General features: G+C 37.7%; 22 protein-coding genes and 1 pseudogene. 10 read left to right on the top strand and 13 right to left on the bottom strand.

What is annotated here, in order from left to right; genetic code table 11:
• Positions 1 to 541: 541 nt before the first annotated feature.
• Both DSM106972_RS13190 and DSM106972_RS13185 read left to right on the top strand, forming a co-directional pair.
• Positions 542 to 1891 (top strand): ParB/RepB/Spo0J family partition protein, encoded by a 1350-nt coding sequence (locus DSM106972_RS13190; protein WP_127081138.1) that lies wholly within the window; start codon positions 542 to 544, stop codon positions 1889 to 1891.
• A gap of 309 nt (positions 1892 to 2200) precedes the next feature.
• Positions 2201 to 2485 (top strand): hypothetical protein, encoded by a 285-nt coding sequence (locus DSM106972_RS13185; RefSeq protein ID WP_127081137.1) that lies wholly within the window; start codon positions 2201 to 2203, stop codon positions 2483 to 2485.
• Between the two features lie 202 nt (positions 2486 to 2687).
• Here DSM106972_RS13185 and DSM106972_RS13180 read toward each other — a convergent pair whose 3' ends face one another.
• Genes DSM106972_RS13180 through DSM106972_RS13170 form a run of 3 tightly spaced genes read right to left on the bottom strand, consistent with a single transcriptional unit; the run spans position 2688 to position 4449 of the window.
• Complete coding sequence (locus DSM106972_RS13180; protein WP_127081136.1) at positions 2688 to 2885, bottom strand: manganese efflux pump; 198 nt, start codon at positions 2883 to 2885, stop codon at positions 2688 to 2690.
• 19 nt (positions 2886 to 2904) lie between these two features.
• Positions 2905 to 3561 (bottom strand): DUF1345 domain-containing protein, encoded by a 657-nt coding sequence (locus DSM106972_RS13175; protein ID WP_127081135.1) that lies wholly within the window; start codon positions 3559 to 3561, stop codon positions 2905 to 2907.
• Between the two features lie 15 nt (positions 3562 to 3576).
• The gene (locus DSM106972_RS13170) at positions 3577 to 4449 is read right to left on the bottom strand and encodes a DUF1345 domain-containing protein (protein ID WP_233787887.1); all 873 of its coding nucleotides are present in this window, start codon (positions 4447 to 4449) and stop codon (positions 3577 to 3579) included.
• 492 nt (positions 4450 to 4941) lie between these two features.
• On the opposite strand from DSM106972_RS13170, the gene DSM106972_RS13165 reads away from it, so the two are divergent.
• From DSM106972_RS13165 to DSM106972_RS13155, 3 genes are all read left to right on the top strand, one after another.
• Entirely contained in the window at positions 4942 to 5253 is a 312-nt protein-coding gene (locus tag DSM106972_RS13165) for a DUF5132 domain-containing protein (protein WP_127081133.1), read from the top strand.
• Between the two features lie 101 nt (positions 5254 to 5354).
• Positions 5355 to 5546 (top strand): hypothetical protein, encoded by a 192-nt coding sequence (locus tag DSM106972_RS13160; protein WP_127081132.1) that lies wholly within the window; start codon positions 5355 to 5357, stop codon positions 5544 to 5546.
• Positions 5547 to 5571: 25 nt separating this feature from the next.
• Positions 5572 to 6201: a carbonic anhydrase gene (locus DSM106972_RS13155; RefSeq protein WP_127081131.1), complete on the top strand. Its 630-nt coding sequence runs from the start codon at positions 5572 to 5574 to the stop codon at positions 6199 to 6201.
• 102 nt (positions 6202 to 6303) lie between these two features.
• On the opposite strand, the gene DSM106972_RS13150 is transcribed toward DSM106972_RS13155, so the two are convergent.
• From DSM106972_RS13150 to DSM106972_RS13130, 6 genes are all read right to left on the bottom strand, one after another.
• Positions 6304 to 8199: a P-type ATPase actuator domain-containing protein gene (locus tag DSM106972_RS13150; protein WP_127081130.1), complete on the bottom strand. Its 1896-nt coding sequence runs from the start codon at positions 8197 to 8199 to the stop codon at positions 6304 to 6306.
• Between the two features lie 62 nt (positions 8200 to 8261).
• Positions 8262 to 8456: a hypothetical protein gene (locus tag DSM106972_RS13145; RefSeq protein WP_127081129.1), complete on the bottom strand. Its 195-nt coding sequence runs from the start codon at positions 8454 to 8456 to the stop codon at positions 8262 to 8264.
• A gap of 234 nt (positions 8457 to 8690) precedes the next feature.
• Entirely contained in the window at positions 8691 to 8813 is a 123-nt protein-coding gene (locus DSM106972_RS54875; RefSeq protein ID WP_267901104.1) for a hypothetical protein, read from the bottom strand.
• 329 nt (positions 8814 to 9142) lie between these two features.
• On the bottom strand, positions 9143 to 10246 hold the full coding sequence (locus DSM106972_RS13140) for a Get3/ArsA fold putative tail anchor-mediating ATPase NosAFP (RefSeq protein ID WP_127081128.1): 1104 nt from the start codon (positions 10244 to 10246) through the stop codon (positions 9143 to 9145).
• 65 nt (positions 10247 to 10311) lie between these two features.
• Positions 10312 to 10458, bottom strand: coding sequence for a DUF454 family protein (locus DSM106972_RS55780; RefSeq protein WP_127081127.1), 147 nt, complete (start codon positions 10456 to 10458; stop codon positions 10312 to 10314).
• Between the two features lie 226 nt (positions 10459 to 10684).
• Positions 10685 to 11266, bottom strand: coding sequence for an Alr1449 family protein (locus DSM106972_RS13130; protein WP_127081126.1), 582 nt, complete (start codon positions 11264 to 11266; stop codon positions 10685 to 10687).
• A gap of 377 nt (positions 11267 to 11643) precedes the next feature.
• On the opposite strand from DSM106972_RS13130, the gene DSM106972_RS13125 reads away from it, so the two are divergent.
• Together DSM106972_RS13125 and DSM106972_RS13120 are read left to right on the top strand one after the other, a co-directional pair.
• The gene (locus DSM106972_RS13125) at positions 11644 to 11958 is read left to right on the top strand and encodes a hypothetical protein (protein WP_127081125.1); all 315 of its coding nucleotides are present in this window, start codon (positions 11644 to 11646) and stop codon (positions 11956 to 11958) included.
• A 98-nt stretch (positions 11959 to 12056) separates the two neighbouring features.
• On the top strand, positions 12057 to 12347 hold the full coding sequence (locus DSM106972_RS13120; RefSeq protein WP_127081124.1) for a hypothetical protein: 291 nt from the start codon (positions 12057 to 12059) through the stop codon (positions 12345 to 12347).
• Positions 12348 to 12566: 219 nt separating this feature from the next.
• Here DSM106972_RS13120 and DSM106972_RS54870 read toward each other — a convergent pair whose 3' ends face one another.
• Complete coding sequence (locus DSM106972_RS54870) at positions 12567 to 12698, bottom strand: hypothetical protein (RefSeq protein ID WP_267901103.1); 132 nt, start codon at positions 12696 to 12698, stop codon at positions 12567 to 12569.
• Between the two features lie 181 nt (positions 12699 to 12879).
• Here DSM106972_RS54870 and cax point away from each other — a divergent pair, with 181 nt between their 5' ends.
• Both cax and DSM106972_RS13110 read left to right on the top strand, forming a co-directional pair.
• A complete protein-coding gene (gene cax / locus DSM106972_RS13115) occupies positions 12880 to 13956 on the top strand; it encodes a calcium/proton exchanger (protein WP_127081123.1) in 1077 nt (358 codons plus the stop codon).
• A 98-nt stretch (positions 13957 to 14054) separates the two neighbouring features.
• Positions 14055 to 14270: a tautomerase family protein gene (locus DSM106972_RS13110; protein ID WP_127081122.1), complete on the top strand. Its 216-nt coding sequence runs from the start codon at positions 14055 to 14057 to the stop codon at positions 14268 to 14270.
• Positions 14271 to 14428: 158 nt separating this feature from the next.
• On the opposite strand, the pseudogene DSM106972_RS13105 reads toward DSM106972_RS13110, so the two are convergent.
• Together DSM106972_RS13105 and DSM106972_RS51365 are read right to left on the bottom strand one after the other, a co-directional pair.
• Positions 14429 to 15187 (bottom strand): annotated as a pseudogene (locus tag DSM106972_RS13105) (NAD-dependent epimerase/dehydratase family protein); the annotation flags it as partial.
• Positions 15188 to 15770: 583 nt separating this feature from the next.
• Positions 15771 to 15932 (bottom strand): hypothetical protein, encoded by a 162-nt coding sequence (locus tag DSM106972_RS51365; RefSeq protein WP_158632816.1) that lies wholly within the window; start codon positions 15930 to 15932, stop codon positions 15771 to 15773.
• 116 nt (positions 15933 to 16048) lie between these two features.
• Here DSM106972_RS51365 and DSM106972_RS13100 point away from each other — a divergent pair, with 116 nt between their 5' ends.
• Positions 16049 to 16585 carry a hypothetical protein gene (locus tag DSM106972_RS13100; protein ID WP_127081120.1) on the top strand — a complete coding sequence of 179 codons (537 nt, stop codon included), beginning with the start codon at positions 16049 to 16051 and terminating at the stop codon, positions 16583 to 16585.
• A gap of 69 nt (positions 16586 to 16654) precedes the next feature.
• Here DSM106972_RS13100 and DSM106972_RS13095 read toward each other — a convergent pair.
• Positions 16655 to 16925 (bottom strand): hypothetical protein (locus DSM106972_RS13095; protein WP_201800720.1); only part of this gene is annotated, 271 nt, incomplete at its 5' end.

Here is a 16925-nt window from a genome sequence, read left to right as displayed (position 1 = left end):
TACTAGCTTAACTTTTTGTTACTAGAAACCCGGTTTCTTGAGTATTTAAATTTATTATATTGTGAGATATCTTAACTTATATTTACATTCGTTGATATTACGACATCTATCTTTCTACTGATAGAGGCGTTAAGCAAAAATTATCTTTACTATGGGTTATATATATAGACTTGATGATTAAAAGTGTTTGTAATTTATTAATCTATTTTTTCTTTATAAACACTTTCTCAGCAACTCTCGTTTAAAAAAAACCAACTTTACTTACTTTTAGCTGTTTGACCTGAGACCGAAAGCAGTGTAAATTAACGCTTGGGGATTAGTATTTCGTCCCCAAGGTAGATGCATATGCATAAAACTCGGCTATAATCAGCGATTCGACTTAAAATAAGGCAAAGATTTGATTTTAAAAGTCATTTCATATATAGTACTGAATTTAAGGTGAGTCTCGGATGTAACAGTCCAATATTTAACCAAATCCTAAGAATATCAAGCTTCTGGATTTGTTGTCTCTGTATCGCCAGTTGATTATTTGGTAATTTTTATGTCCCTTGTTGCCATTGACCGGGTTAGTATCCATTCCAACAGGCGTCCTCTGAATGACCAGAAAGTTGCAGAGTTGATGCAGTCAATTAAAGCGAATGGACTCTTAAATCCTATTACTATCGACCAAAACCTCAATCTTGTCGCTGGACTCCACCGACTTACTGCCTGTAAGTTATTGGGGTTAGACCAAATTGAGTGTCATGTTGTTACCTGCGTTGACACAGACCACGCACGATTGGCTGAAATTGACGAAAATTTAATTCGCAACGAACTAGAGGCTTTAGAGCGGGCTGAACTTTGGTTGGAGCGAGATAAAATTTTAGAGCGTATTGGTTTACGCGCTCAATCTGGAGAGAACCAATATACGAAAAAAGGGGGTGAATTGATTTCATCCCCAAGTAAAACAACACAGCAGCTTGCTCAAGAAACTGGTTACAATAAGCGTACTTACCAATTAGGTAAACAAATTGCCAAAAATATAGACCCAGAAGTTAAAGAAGTTATTAAGAAGACACCTGTTGCAAAAAGTCATTCAAATCTACTCAAAATAGCGAGAGCAGGAACTAAAGAGCGAGAAATTGCAGAACAGGCAGAAGAAAAGGCCTTAGAAGCTGGGCGCCAACAAAAGCGTCTAGAACAGGAAAAACACGAAAAGCTAGCAGCAGAGGCAAGAGCTAAATATAAGGAGCAACAACTAATGGCACTTCAAAGTACTACCGCCGAAATTGAGGCGAAACAATCCGTTAAACTCCATAGGACGAAACCAAGTTTTGAAGAGAAACACTCTAGATATAAAGCTTCACCCGAAGTAAATATTGGCGACGAGTGGATGCTTGAGCGTCATTTAGTTTATTGTGGCGACACAGCAGATGGTAAATTTGTAAATAAATTATTGCCTTCAAATGCGTCTTTAGCAATTGCCACGGTTTCTTCACCTTGGAATCATGATTATTTGGTTGATGAAGCTCATGTTGTTGCTGTAATTGCTCGTGAAGGTCAAATTCAAGATTTTTGCACTCGTCACCGAATGCCTTTAAGGTTCGAGTGGATTTTAGATAATACGTATATAGGGGTTTACTCTCGTAAACCTATGCTAAAGCCAGAAAAACCTATTGCGATTGAGGGAATCGAAGGTATTGTCTCTTATTTAATGAGTTTGTATACTAAGGCTGAGAACTTTGTTTTGGCGCCTTTTTTAGGAAACGCTGAGGTACTAATGGCCTGCGAGCGGATGGGGAGGATTTGTTTCAGCGGAGATAAAAACCTTGAAAACGTCGAACGAGCTATTGAGCGTTGGCAAAAGTGGACTGGTCAAGAAGCAAGAAAAGAAAATGCCAGCTATGCATAAAAAAAACCGGGTTTCTAAACAAACCCGGTTTCTGGATTCATTAGCTTTTACTAATCAATAGTTATGAAGAATTAAACTCGAATAGTTCAATATTGCGATTCCAGCAGCTTATAATAGCGTAACTTGTGAGGAGGTGTCACTAGAATTACTGTAGCTGCTGGTATTTTTTGTCCAAAAATTGCTATGAATCTGTACCTAAAGCAGTATATGCAATTTTCACATAGTTTGTAATTCCGGCAGACTTCAAAAATTTTAATTAAAAACCAAGACTTTCATCTATTGTTCTTTTACCCACAAACATTTAAATATATGGCATTTATCAGAGTTGATAATATGATCATCAATACTACTTACATCGCTGCCGTTAGACTAGAGGGTCAAGACCCTTATGGTGAAGAAAAAGTGTCTCTACTTCTTGCTATACCTACTTGTTCTATGCCTCTAGAGCAAGCTAACCCAACTAACTTATTCCAGTACGAATGGATTGAATTTACTGGTTGTTCAGCCATTGCTCTCATAGACTACTTCAGCAGCTTTAATAATGTAATTGATTTAATGCCGACTAACAATAGACGCCATCAGCAAATCAAATAGATATTTCCGCAAAACACGTGAGACAGAATAAATTACGTAGAGACCGTATTCATACGGTCTCTACAAAGGTTATGGAACAACGAAGTATTCATATATACCAATGATAATCACTAACGCTCCTGAAACAATTCCAGACCAATATCCAGATATTCTGCTTGTAAAGCGATTGCCTAGAAAATATCCCATTGATATTCCCAAGATACTAAGTACAAAAACTAATAAGCTGGTTAATATCTTTGCCAACAGCAACCGATAAATATGTACCAATAGCAGAAACAAAAGCAATGAATAGATTTGTCAGAATACCGATTTTGAGTTTTTTAACTCCATAAGCGATTCCGACGGCAAAGTTATCTATATTTGAGGCGATAGCAAGTAATAAAGCTGAGATGAGATGCATAATTGTAATCCTGCCACTTTCAAATGAGTCCAGAAATAATACTGATAGTCAAAGCCAAAATCACACTGTAGAAAAAGAATGCCATTACTGTGTGTCCCAAAGCCAAACGTCTTATGCTAGATGTGACAAGCGCTGTATCTGAAGTTTGGGAGGTCATTGCCAAAGTAAAGGTGAAATACATAAAGTCTAAATAGTCAGGTGGTTCCTCGTTAGAAAAGTTCAACCCCCCACTGTATTCTGTTTCTGGATCCAACGGCAGCTTACGGTAATAAAACGCTGCGTAGTGTAACGCGAACATTGTGTGTGCCAAAAGCCAAGAACAAACAATTGCGACGATAGACATGCCAACTTCTGGTGTAAAAGTATCTTTATGTTTTGCTAGCACTGCTGCAATAATAAATAAACTCGTAAAAGCTACCGAGACAACTAGAATAAAAATTGCTAGATGGTCTATTCCTTGAGTTTGGGCGCATTTTTTGGTTTTTTGAGAATTGGCGCCAACTATCATCAATCCAAGTAGTGCTAAGAAACATACAATTCCTGTATCCCAAGTAGCGAGTAGACGAAATTCCAAAGTCGCCCTAGACATGATGAGGAAAACAACCCCTGCCATTATCAACGATAGCAGCAAGCGTGGAAGTGGTCGTTCAATTACGTTAAGTAAAACTTGTGTCATAGCTTTATCAGGGTGTTAAAGTAATCCGGATGCAATATTAACGCTCGAAGCTAAAATCACCATGTAGAAGAAAAAAGAAATCATTCCGTGTCCTAAAGCGAGTCTTCGCATGGATAAAGATGGAATCGAAACATCTGAAGTTTGAGCAGTCATTCCCAAAGTGAAAGAGAAATACATAAAATCCCAGTAGTCAGGTAAGTCATCACCAGGAAAATCTAAGCCCCCAGCATACCCAAATTCCTTGTTCATGAAATCTTGACGGTAGTAACAAGTGGCGTAATGCAGGGCAAACATTGTATGAGTCAGAAACCAAGAACCAATAACTGCTATTAAAGACAAACTAACTTCGATTGCTTGGGTAGAAGCTGGAATATTTTTGGTGTTGCTTACTGCCTGCATTAACCCAATGGCGAAGATACTAGTGCAAGCTGTCATTACCACCAACATAAAGACAGCTAAATGCTGTGCTTCTTGACGTTGGGCACGGTAGCGCGTTTTTTGGGGAGTTGCATTGCATATCATTAACACTACCAAGCTTAGGAAGCAGAGAATTCCTGAAATCCAACTGATTAGGATACGGTTATCAAAATGCATGGAATCTGGCATTACTAAAAAAGCAATCATCCCCAACATAATAGATAACCCTAGTCGAGTTTTGGAATCCAAATGGCTTAACAAGCTGTGTGCGAGCCTCAAACTTGTTGTTAATAGATTCTTAAAAGACCCTATGCGTTGAGGAGAACTGATATTTTGCGCTTGTTCAGAATTATGTTTGTTACGTGGAGAAGCTTTCATGGTCTTTTTGCTTTTAGTTAAAGTGGAAACTGCTATACCTTTAGATAGAGAAGAATAGGCGCCGTTAAGCAAAGAAACCCGGTTTCTACGCAAAATCGTTATTTTATTACAGGATTTCAACAAAGAAACCCGGTTTCTGACTATTGGCAGATAGTGCAAAATCTTGGTAGTGCTACGGTAATTATAGGATAGATACTTACAAACAATAACTATATTTTTCTTCAAAGTTTACTAAAATGTCACAAACTGTATCATCATAAATAATTATTGATGATATATGCAAAAAATGTTGTATCGATTGATTAACAATTCTTAATCTCCAAAACATCTGCAATACTTGTATTATTAGTGAGTAGGAACACAGAATCAAAACAAGTAGTGATTCTTTCCACTTAGTAATCGTCTTTCGCATTAGCTATTATCCTGGGACACACTATAGCCTGTCGGCTTTTTTCCATATAAGCTTGGATAAAGTTGAATCAACAAGCCACTAGATTTACGGAAAATTAGTTTGCCGTCATCTATAGTGCGGTAGTTAAACGAATGATGGTTTGTAACATCCTTATTATCGGAGCCTGAATTGATATGTTTGAGTTAGAAGCTTTATTGCTAGGACTAGAACCAATGACTGCTGCTGTAATTGGTGTTGGCGCCTTAGTTGCTGCACCAGTACTTGGCGCCATAGATGCTGCGACAGGTCATAATGTTTCCGAGGCAGCAAGAACATCAGCTAAAACTGGCTTGGTATGGGTTTTCCAAGCATTCGATAAAGTTCAGTCGAGTGCAGCTGAAGCGAGTGAATCTTTCCAAGATTTAGTAGCAGAAGCAAAAGCAGATCTTAGATCATCGAAGAATGGTACTGGCGATTTATCCCCGCGTGAAGTGACAATCGGTTAGACTCTTTCCAACACAGTTGCTCTATTCTGAATATCCATTCAGGCTGATAACTTTTAGTTAATTCAGTTATCAGCCTTTTACTTCATTTTGTGAGACATATAATGGTTAACTATCCAGATTTCTTGAATGTGCGTAAACTCGCATTCATGCTTGTTGTTGGGCCTTTAGCGTTGCTAATGTTATTTGCAATGCTTGACCTTTCCATACACCCCAGTAAAGTATTAAAAGTTTCCGAGCAATCTTGTGCAAGGCTTGAAAATCAAAGTGGAATTCAAAATGTTGATTGCCCTTAACCTATATACTGTAAGGGTTTAATCTATGCGAAAATTAATAGCTGGTCTACACGAATTCCAAACTAAGTATTTTAGCCAACATCGAGACCTTTTCGAGCAACTCTCTACTGAACAGCATCCCAGAGCATTATTTATTACTTGCTCAGACTCCAGAATTGACCCAAATTTATTGACTCAAACCGAACCAGGTGAACTCTTTATTATTCGTAACGCGGGTAATATAATTCCTCCTTACGGTGCAACGAATGGTGGTGAAGGAGCAGCGGTTGAGTATGCAGTGCAAGTTTTAGGAATAAGACAAATAATTGTCTGCGGTCATTCTAACTGTGGCGCCATGAAAGGTTTATTGCAACTTGGTAGGTTAGCCGAAGATATGCCTTTAGTGTACGACTGGTTGAAACATGCCGAAGCAACTCGTCGATTAATTAAAGAAAATTATCAAGACTACGAGGGAGAAGAACTATTAAATGCCACAATCGAAGAGAATGTTTTAACCCAGTTAGAAAACTTACGGACTTATCCTGTAATTCATTCTAAACTTCATAAGGGTGAAATCAATCTCTATGGTTGGGTTTATAAAATTGATACAGGAGGAGTTTTTGTTTACAGCATGGAGCGCTGTAACATCCAAGCTGAACATGAAGTCCTCGTTTAACACATCAAAACTCTTGTGGAAATTAATCATTGTGGAATGGGCATCCTTGCCCGTTCCATTCCAATTAATAAGGCGGGCAAGGATGCCCACCCCACAAGATTGCTAAGTAGCATGGCGCCAGCGCTCGGAACCTATAGTAACAGGCAAAGCCAATTCTGCTGAACCAGGTGCAATTGCAAGCATACTTGGTTTTTTCTGCTGTTTATAACAACTTAAAGATGCAGGCGCCGGAATTGAGTCAAAATCTGTACGTGCGCTGTTTATAAACTCAGCGATGAATGCAGAACTATTGTTGACAATAACGTTCCAAACGGGATTAATACCCAGTACCATACCCCCACCTATTTGCATCATCAAGTTGGGGACAACAATTGTTGCTGTATTTTCGTAAACTACCTGCATTGCTTTTTTGGCAATTGCAATTCCATAAATTAATCCCCACAGTTGAGAATCTAGTAGTACCACATCTGCTGTTTCTTCTGCAACAGACTCATTACGAGCAATTGAGATAGAAACATCACCAATTTTAAACTCTGGTTTGTAATTATACCTATCTTGCAGTACTGCTACAGTTCTTCCCTGATGTTGAAGTCCACGAACCAGATTTAAATGTTTTTGTGGATTAGCTTCACTCAATATATAGTCAGGGTGAAGGGCAATTTGTTGATTTAAATTGTAGCTAACGATATAAATAGAAATACCCTGTTGTTGTAAAGCGTTGATTACTCCAGTAACATCAGAACCAATAGCATGTAAATACATTAGTACTGACTCATCAATCACCAAAGTATCCATTTGTGATAGTACTTCTAAAGCGCGACCACTACGGATGTACACTCCATTTTCGGTGGCATAAGTTAAAGCAGTAAGGAATGTAGTAGAGATAGAAATAGGAATACCGCTACCAAAGTCAAATTGGAATGGAGAAATTGCTGCTCCTAAGTTACCAGTTGCTGCAAAAATCGTGCCTCCTAATAATAAAGTTGGTAAAATTGCATTTTTAACAAATTCGGCTTGGTGCAGTCCTATTTGCGTATCATACACAGGTTCAGTTTGCATGATATTAGCGACAAGTCCAATACGAGTATTATCGAGCGTTCGCTTGACTTCGATAAATAATTCTCCTTCTAACAAAATAGAAGAAGCATAAACTTTTTTACCTGCACCACAATGAACAGGGGTAGCTTTTCTAGTTAGATGATAGCAATCTATTAAACCGGCGCCTGAAATAATCACCCCATCTACAGGAATGAAATCACCCGTGCTAACCTTAATACAATCCCCAACTTCTAACTCACTAGCTTTCAGGCTTAGTTCAACATTATCACGTTCCACCAAAACATCTTGATTTAGACAATCTAACAAATCCCAAGCCTTTTGCTCTCGACTTTTCTCACCTTGACCACGAAAACTGCGGCGAATTTCTACCAAACTTGTTTTGAGTGCTGGGGCAATATACTGTCCTTGCAGAGTTTGCATAGTCATCCATACCGAATCAAGCAGGTCAATATTAGGATGACGATGCTTAATAAGGCTATCTGCCGCACGGTTAAACCAAGGTAATGCGGCGCCTGCAATAGCTGTACCTACTATTAAAGGTGGCACTTCCAACGGAGCAGCCATCATAGCCAGAGTAAAACTGAGCAAAGGCATACCCAAATCTTTCCATTGGTTAACCTCTGGAATTTGGTCTAAATCATCAAATGAGTCTGTTGCAGTTTGTTTAGAATCAGAATCATTTGCTTGCTTCGTATAGCTTGCCTGCTCTATGCAACTCAAAATAACTTCTTGAATTTTGCTATGGCTCGTACTATCCCTAGCCGCACTGGCTTTACAGTCAACAACAACAGAGCTAGCTGCGGAATTAATACGAACCTCCTTAACAAACTGCAATGATTCAAGTAAATTACTGACAGCTTCAGCAAACTGTAAATCATCAGCTAATCTAGGCACTCGGATGCGATAGCGTCCCAATGTGCTATGAACAACTTCATACATAATTTTCAAATTAATTAGCCCACAAAAACCTGGTTTTTCCAGAAAACCAGGTTTCTAAAGAGTTACAGCATAATAAAGAAAAAAGGAATCACCGGAATTCCAAAGGCAGCATTCAGCGAATAAGCTAAACCAGTTAAAACAACAGAAGCAGCAACCGAAACAACTAACGAAACAACTACATTCGGAATTGCAACCTTAAGAGTATCAATTGCTCTATGTACAAAAGAAGAATTAGCCGGACTTGCAGAATAAGACATAAGCGCCTCACCGAGTAAATTATTAAGTGAATGAAATCCTATGGAATGAAACCTTGTGAAATCAAATCTTGTGGGATGGGCATCCTGCCCGTCCTCTAACATCCAAAACTGCTCATAACATAATCATCACTTAACATGCCAAATAAAACAAGCACTTTTAACAACTCGTAGGAATAAACGGCGCCCCGAAACAAAAATCAGCAAGGCGCCGTTTTACAAGGGTGAACTTCTATTTTAACGATATTTTAGCCGTTTGGAAATAGCTTTAGTTTCCTGAACATAATTATGAACGACCCAAGCGGTCATACAGAACAGAACAACATAAGTAACTAAAGCAACTACAACCATAGTATCCATAATCTTTTCCTCGATTTTATTATGATTTACGTATTTGATTTTTGTTTTGTTTTCTTATTTTATTTACCATGTACTGGCGCAACGTTTAACAAACCTTAAAGTAATTTTACGTTGCTAAATATTTTATTCAACTTGTTACATATTACTTTATATAAATTTACCTATCTTGTCTTCTGCTTAAATGTGTAGACTTAATCAGTCATAAGAAATAAAATACTGATTAAATTTTGTATATCAGTAGTAATATCAAGTAAATTACCCATAATAAAAATGTAGAGACTAAACATGTTTAGTCTCTACGTGCGGTCTGATTATAGGAAGGCGCCATATTAAAAAGAAATAATCAAATATGGTTCTTCAAATTTGCCTCCGACAACAGGTTGATTTCGTAGCTCTTTTGGTAAAACAATATTTCGTCGTTGTTCTCCAGCTTCAACGGTCAGCTCTGTACCCAAAATAGTAAGCTTAACTTGTTGCTTAGTAAATCCTGGTAAAAATACTTTTACTTGACGTTGCTGTAAATCAAAAGTTAAAGGTTGAGGAATATGCGGAATATTGTTGAAATCAGGTAGTGCTTGTAGCAAAGGTTCCCAGTCAAGTTTTTGTAATCTTGGAATCAAGTTGACTTCTAATGGAGAAAAAGCTTCATCGAGTAAAGCTTTATTTTCTACAGCGTGACTTTGATACAAAAGAACACCACTCACCCTCAAATCAATTTGCTGGGCACTACCCCATAACCAACGAGCTTCCCTCGTGGCGCCTACTTCATCTGTTGTCACCAGATATGCAGTTAACCGTTTAGCATCTCCAACTACAGCAAGACTTTTAGTAATCCAACTTTGGATTTGTCCGATTGCTTCGTGTACTTTTCGACTGTCCATATTTGCTGCAACAAAAGCGCTAGCAATTGGGCCACCGATAGAGTCAGCAATTTTGCTCAAGTCTAAAGATTCAAAAACTTCGCGAAATCGTCGGAAATACCAATCTGCGCTCTCTGGGAGTCCAAATAATCGCAAAGACTCTAAATCTCCCCGTCCATCATATATAATCACATCATAATCATCACTTTGATAGTACTGTTGCAAAGCATTGAAGCCAAGAAGACTATCAAATCCTGGTAATATGACGACCTCTCCCGAATAGACATCTACTTTTACAGAGTCAGGAATATAAAGAGCCAACCATTTTTTGACTTCATCCCAAACTTGTTCTAATAAAACCGTAGTTTGCAACTGCACCACATCAAGTAATGGTGCAATATGCAGGGGAACTGGTTTTAAAGATGTTTCTAACAGAACTTCTGCATAGGGACTAGGATTATGAGTAACGAGTAGAACCCGTTGAGAATTTTTAGCAAACCACTTGGCAGTTGCAACTGCGAGTGTAGTTTGCCCAGTACACGCTTTGCCTAAAAATGTAATAATTCTGCTCATTTACGCATAGCCTTTATGTTTTTTAAAGGACTGCAAGTAAGTCCTTATTGGCGCCGCAACGCGCGTTATGGCTCTAAGGTGAAAAAGCAAGCACCAGCTACTAAAAGAAAAGGAGTACCAGGCAGAAGAGGAAGTAATACCCCTATTATACCTATGACAGTACATACGGAACCGACAACAATTCTTGCTGTGTTTCTAATTTGTTTGAACATATCAAACTATCCAAATTGTTAATATTGCCTGTCAAATTGGTTACATCCCATATCTTCAAACTTTTGGAATGTTCCCGTTTAATATAGCTTATCAGCTATTACTGTAATTATGAGTAGTATTTTCATTCAACTGTATGACTTTTAACGTACTGTAACATTTAATCTTCTTATGGCATTGTGGCACAGGATATTGTGGCACAGGCATCCTGCCTGTGCAGTCAATAACTTAATCAGGTAAAGCAAAACCAGTCCTAGGATCACCAATATATAGTCCTAACGTAAGCGAGCGTATCACCTCATCCCAGTGAGGTATTAACTGTTCAGCCTGGTCAGCCCAATAATCGAATGTAATCAAACATTGAATATTTGACCCAATACCAACACAAGTTCGCGAAAAAGCCTCACGTGGTTCAGCTTGAGTATCAATAAATTTAATTTCCATCCAAACAATGCGCGCAGTTTGACGTTTAACGCTAATAACTTCTCCCCGCTCAATTATATTACGATCATCTTCTTCCATTGCTTGTCTCAAAACCGACTTAAGCGGAAACAAGCTCCAATCACGTGATGAAGGTAAACGATTAAAAGATACTTCCAAACAGCAATCATCATCAGGCGGTTCTTTATCGGTAAACTTAAATGACTTTTCTTTTGGCTCGAAAGCCCAGTCACGGGGGACATTGAAACGAACGGCGCCTCTATCAGCCACAAAAATTTTATAGCCTGGTGGACCATCCCAGCCGTGGTCTGGCTTTAACTCAAGCGTTTTTTTAATCCACTGGAGATTGTCTTTCTTACGCTTAGACATAGTGCTAATGTATTACTCACATATGTTTGCCCACTTAGTCTATAATATCAAACTACTAAATTTTTAATGTAAATCGTTTAAGAGCAAGTTTTGGAGGATTTTTGACTTTCGACGGTGCTTGAACATAAGTTTAATATATGATAAAACAATCATGTGTGTATTAAATTATATTAAACTATGAATAAAATATGACTAATTTAGGATTTAACAGATTTAGTTATGTCGTCGGTGCAGATTAAGTAACACAGGACGAATTAATCAACTGGGTAGCAAAATCATTACAATATATTAACGAGTTTTTTGAAAGAGATAGAAGTAGAATTGCAAGAACAAAATTTGGAGATTGTGTTAGTAAAATTGAATACTTAGCAGATGTAGTGACATATTTAGATAATAGTTCTTCGTTTAGAGGAGTGAGGGATATAAGTGGCAGATTACAAGCAGGTACGATAATATCAAGGGAGTATGGAATAATATATCCTTATAGCGAACTTAGACAGTATCTATCTTTAGACCCATTTACGTCGGCACCCTGGAATTGTTTAGAAGGTAGAACTTTTGTCGAAACAGTTAAAGGGGCAGGAACTTGGTTAATGTCAGAAATCGTTGAGGAGGTAATCGATACTGAGATAGAAGGTATAATTAAAATATTAGCGATTGATCGAGCTAAGGATTTTTACTCAAATATTTGATTTGAAGAAAATCCTGATTATGAGAGAGAAATGATTTTAACACGTGAAGCCTCACAATCTTTTATAAGAAAATATAAAATTCAAAAGGAAGCGGCGCAATGACTCAACAAGCAAACAATCAAAACAAGCTAGAAAACATTTCAGCATGGGTTGAACACCTGCACGAACTTGAAAGCAGTGCAAGCGCTGGTAAAATTATGACGGATGAAGAATACAACTTTAGACTTCAATCTGTAATAGATGGTAGTTGTTTTCAAAAATATTTAAATAACATTTTACAACAAAAAGAAGAAACGTTAAAAAAACTAGCTGCGCTAGAAAAGACCGAAAATTATTTGCGAAAAACAATTTCAGAAGTTCAATCTTTTATCAAAACTCAGGATTCTTAGCAAATAAACTGAAGCCCACAGCCGAAATAAGCTTCAGTCGTGCTGTGGCAGGCAATGAAGGGCATGTTAACTTGAATGATTTTTATTTTGGCTCAAAAACTTATTCATGGAAACGTTGAAGCAAACAGCACCTTTATCTGCCACATAAATCTTATTTCTAGATCAAGTATACTAACTGCTACATTTAGTCATTATCTGTAATACGCTGGCGCCAGCTATTCAAATATTATCGTCAGCAAGAAAATTGATATACGCTTCAATGTCTTTATTGTCAATATCCTCTAAGTATGAAAGATACCACTCATAGACTTCAGGCGCCAGTTGATTAATTTTGAGATTATGGGTTTTCATAAATTATTCTTCTTAATATTTTTGCTTATTAGTAATATAATTCAAGACTGTACGATGCGTCATACAAGCTCAAAGAAACCGGGCTTTTATACGATGATTTGCTTTTTTAGCACAATATTTGGCAAAAAGCCCGGTTTCTAGTCTTGCTGAAAAGTAGATAATGATACAGGATAAATTAAAAATGACAACAAAGGATAAAATCTTACTTGGGATGCTGGTGTTTGTGCCAATTTGTTTTATAACTGAATGGCTACATTTAAATCCTGTGATTGTTTTCCTTGCTTCTGGCTTGGCAATTGTTCCTTTAGCTGCTCGTATTGCTAATTCTACAGAAGAAATTGCTAGTGTTATTGGGTCTTCTTTGGGAGGGTTGCTTAATGCTACCTTTGGTAATGCAACTGAGATGATTATTTCTATCGTTGCTCTTAAAGCTGGTTTAGTAGATGTGGTCAAAGCTAGTATTACGGGGACTATCATTGCTAATTTGCTCTTGGCTTTAGGCGCCGCAATTACTTTAGGAGGGTTACGGTTCAAAGAGCAAAATTTTCAGCCTACGGTAGCAAGAATGAATGCTTCTTCGCTCAATTTAGCACTAGTTGTACTACTAACCCCTACAGCAATTGATTTTACATCACAAGGATTGGAGCTTGCAACTATCAACAATTTCTCCGCAGTCGCTTCTGTTCTTTTATTGCTATTTTACGTTTTGTCGCTGTTGTTCTCCATAAAAACTCATAAGTATGTATATGAGGTGGGAACAACTGAAGGAGAAGAAGTTGATTATACTACTCATGAAAGTAAACCTTTATGGCAACCAATCATTATTTTATTAGTATGTACTATTGTACTGGTATTTGTTTCTGATATATTAGTTGAGAGCTTAGAAAAAGCCATTACGACTTTAGGTCTTAGTGAATTATTTACAGGGGTAATTTTAATTCCACTGTTTGGAGGCGCCGTTGAGTACATAACTGCCGCGACCTTTGCCATTAAAAACAAAATGGATTTAGCGGTGGCAGTAGCGATGGGTTCAAGCCTACAAATTGCCATGTTTGTTGCCCCAGTTCTAGTACTAGTCGGTCAGTTTATAGGGCAACCGATGAATTTGGAATTTAATCCTTTTGAAGTATTGACAGTTGCAATTGCGGTTGTTATTACTAACTCTATTAGCACCGATGGAAAGACTAATTGGCTAGAGGGCGCCTTGCTACTTATTACCTACGCGGTTTTAGGAACAGCATTTTATTTCCATCCTTAGTACTTCATGTCAAAAGTTTTGGTTCGTTGTAGGGTGGCAAAAGCCACCATACTATTATTTTTTGATGAGCGCATTTGTTATTGTCACTGCTGAACATTATGCCATATGTTAATATCCAAATTACAAAAGGTGCAACAAGAGAGCAAAAAGCTCAACTTGTAAAAGAAGTAACCAATTCGCTTGTGCGTATATTGGGTAAAAAACCAGAGCATACGCATATCGTTATTCAAGAAATTGCAGATGAAGACTGGCGATTCTGCGGTCTATTAACTGATGATTGGAAAAAGCAGCAAAACTCTGATTCACAAACTTAAACTGATTTGTAAGTTCAAATTATCTACATTACACTTATAAATTACTCTCGTACAGACACGATTAATCCCTACGGGAAAACCTCCGGTTTACGTGTCTCTACTCTGTGAACTCTGCGTCTCTATGGTAAAAAGAAATACTACCAAAATTAATGACATTGTCATACCGCAAGTTCTGCTAACCCAGCATCACGATTGATTATCGGTGTATAACCAAGCTCTGTTCTAGCTTTGTAATCGCTAAATGTTAACTCTTGACCAATCAACCTCACCATCGTTCGCGTAATTGGTGGAGTGTCTTTACGTTTAGTCGTCTTCCAAACCATCTCCATAAATCCGGCAACATTCCAAGCTAACCACCGAGGGATACTTTGCTTCCCCGGTCTAACCCCCTCAATATTTAACAACATTGTTACCCACTCCCGAAATTGCACTACATCACCGTCACTTAGAAAATAGGACTGTCCACCAGGACTTTTCTCTGCTGCTAAAATGGCGCCATGACAAACGTTGGTAACATGAGTTGTCATATAAGGATAATTTCCTTGATTAATCCAAATAAACTTCCCTGTACGAACTGCTTTTACTAATTGTGGTAGGGTGTGATCTCCTTTACCCCAAATCCATGAAGGACGAACGACAGAAGTTGTAAAACCAGTCTGATTTGCTGCAATTACTTTTTGTTCGGCAATGCTTTTAGTTGCAATATAAGGAGAAAAAGCGGGTTGTTGGAGTGGCGCCAGTTCATCAATATTAGATAGTGGTTTGTGATTGAAGACTGAAGCAGCAGCACCAATTTGAACGAACCGTGATACACCCGCTTTATTTGCCGCAGCAAGTACGTATTCTGTTCCCAGTACATTAGTTTCATAGAATGCTTTATAGGCGCCCCAAATACTCAAAAATCCAGCTACATGAAAAACAACATCGCAAAACTAACGATTTTTCAGTACTTTCAGGCATCCAAACATAAATAATGCTCAAAATATGCTTATTTAAGTTAGGTTGGGTACCATTTTGAGGCTTTTCAGGGTACATCAGTTCTAAGTTAGTACATTAGAAAAATGCTCGCTTGATGCTCAAAAAAGTATTTTATCAGCTAAAAACCCTACAAATAGGGGTTAATGTTAGGCTTAAAATCGGTTCATGTTAGGAAATAATGTTAAGTTGCTTGTTATCTATATAATGTGGCAGTCGAACAGCAAATTTTTAAAATCATTTCTTAAAATAAAAGTTTTTATAGAGGTCGGTAGCTTGGAATCTTACCAACCAAGTTTTCCCCCAAATCGAGACAGGCGCATTGCAACCTCAAAAATACCGCAAAAAATTTCTAGGGTTGAACGAAAGAATCAGGGTTTCAGCCGATAGGTTAGGGGTGTTTGTAGATGTAAAAAAAGATGGCATCATTGATGCCATCAATCATGGCATCTTTTTTTATAACTACCTACTCTATCAAAATACGGCGCCTGAATTTACCAACTTGGCCCATTTGAGATTACCAACCTATTCTTCTTTTTCTTTCTCTTGACTATTAAGCCATTCAACAATTAACGCTCGAAGCTTTTCTCTATATTGAGGGATGCTTGTAAGCGCGTCGTAGTCGGCTTTTGTAAATCGGATGGTTATTTGTTCGCTTAATGGGTTATTTTTTTTAGGTAATGTCATTTGTAAAGTTTTGTAACAAAAGCTTGTAAGTGTATGAGTTCATATATTTACATAAAGGTGGATAGAGACACAAGGCTACCAACCGCTCTCTATCCACCTATCACGGAAACAGTACCATGACAACTTATATTATGAACGATTTGGAATTGTTTGCACTTAAGCGTTCTCATTACTTGGGCGCCAATGTTGCTCAACTTCGCATTCTAGCGAAACTTTACAATATCCAACCCGCTGGTAGTCCAAACTATAAAATTAATTGGGTTGATAACCTAGTTGCTTTTATGCCACGACCAGCAAAAATCTGGAATTTAGGCTTTGCATCCAATGAGTCTAAGCACTGTTTAGCGGATGTTTTGGACGGCGCCGACTTATTTTGTGCTGTAAACACTTTTAATCATCCATCGATAATTGAAAAAGCGATTATTGGTAGATGCATAGAGTTAGGAGCCGAACTTAAGTACTCTGATTGGTGGTTAACTGAGGAAGATTCCGATTCTAAGCTAATTACCATATACAACGCTTTACATCCTGATGACAAAAATTACCTTGATAAAATCTGGTCAATTTATGTAATCAAAAAATTAGCAACAGAGACGCACTTTCTTTTAGCTAAATACTGGCACGTCGGTTTACCAAACAACTCTATCCAATAAATAAAAACAAAAGGGGGTCAATTACACCCCCTTTTTTATTGCCTATTTACACTAGTACTACTGAATTACTTAAAAAGGAATATCAAAATCATCAGTTAATTCATCCAAAAACAACTGCCAGTTACCTTGCACACTACGTTCTACCATTTGCATCTCACCTTTATTTATCGAGCTTAAGTACTTAGTTAAAGCATCGAAGCTACTAGGGCTTATATGCATTTGCAACAATGATGTACCACGATTGCTGCACAGTGCAATGTTATTTACTAAGCTAGTAATTGCATCTCCTATTGGTTTATTAAACTGATAAGTTAGAAGATAAGTACAAAACTTTTTAGCG

Origin of the sequence: Dulcicalothrix desertica PCC 7102 (assembly GCF_003991905.1) — a bacterium.
GTDB classification, from domain to species: domain Bacteria; phylum Cyanobacteriota; class Cyanobacteriia; order Cyanobacteriales; family Nostocaceae; genus Dulcicalothrix; species Dulcicalothrix desertica.
This window is presented reverse-complemented; position numbering and strand designations above follow the sequence as displayed.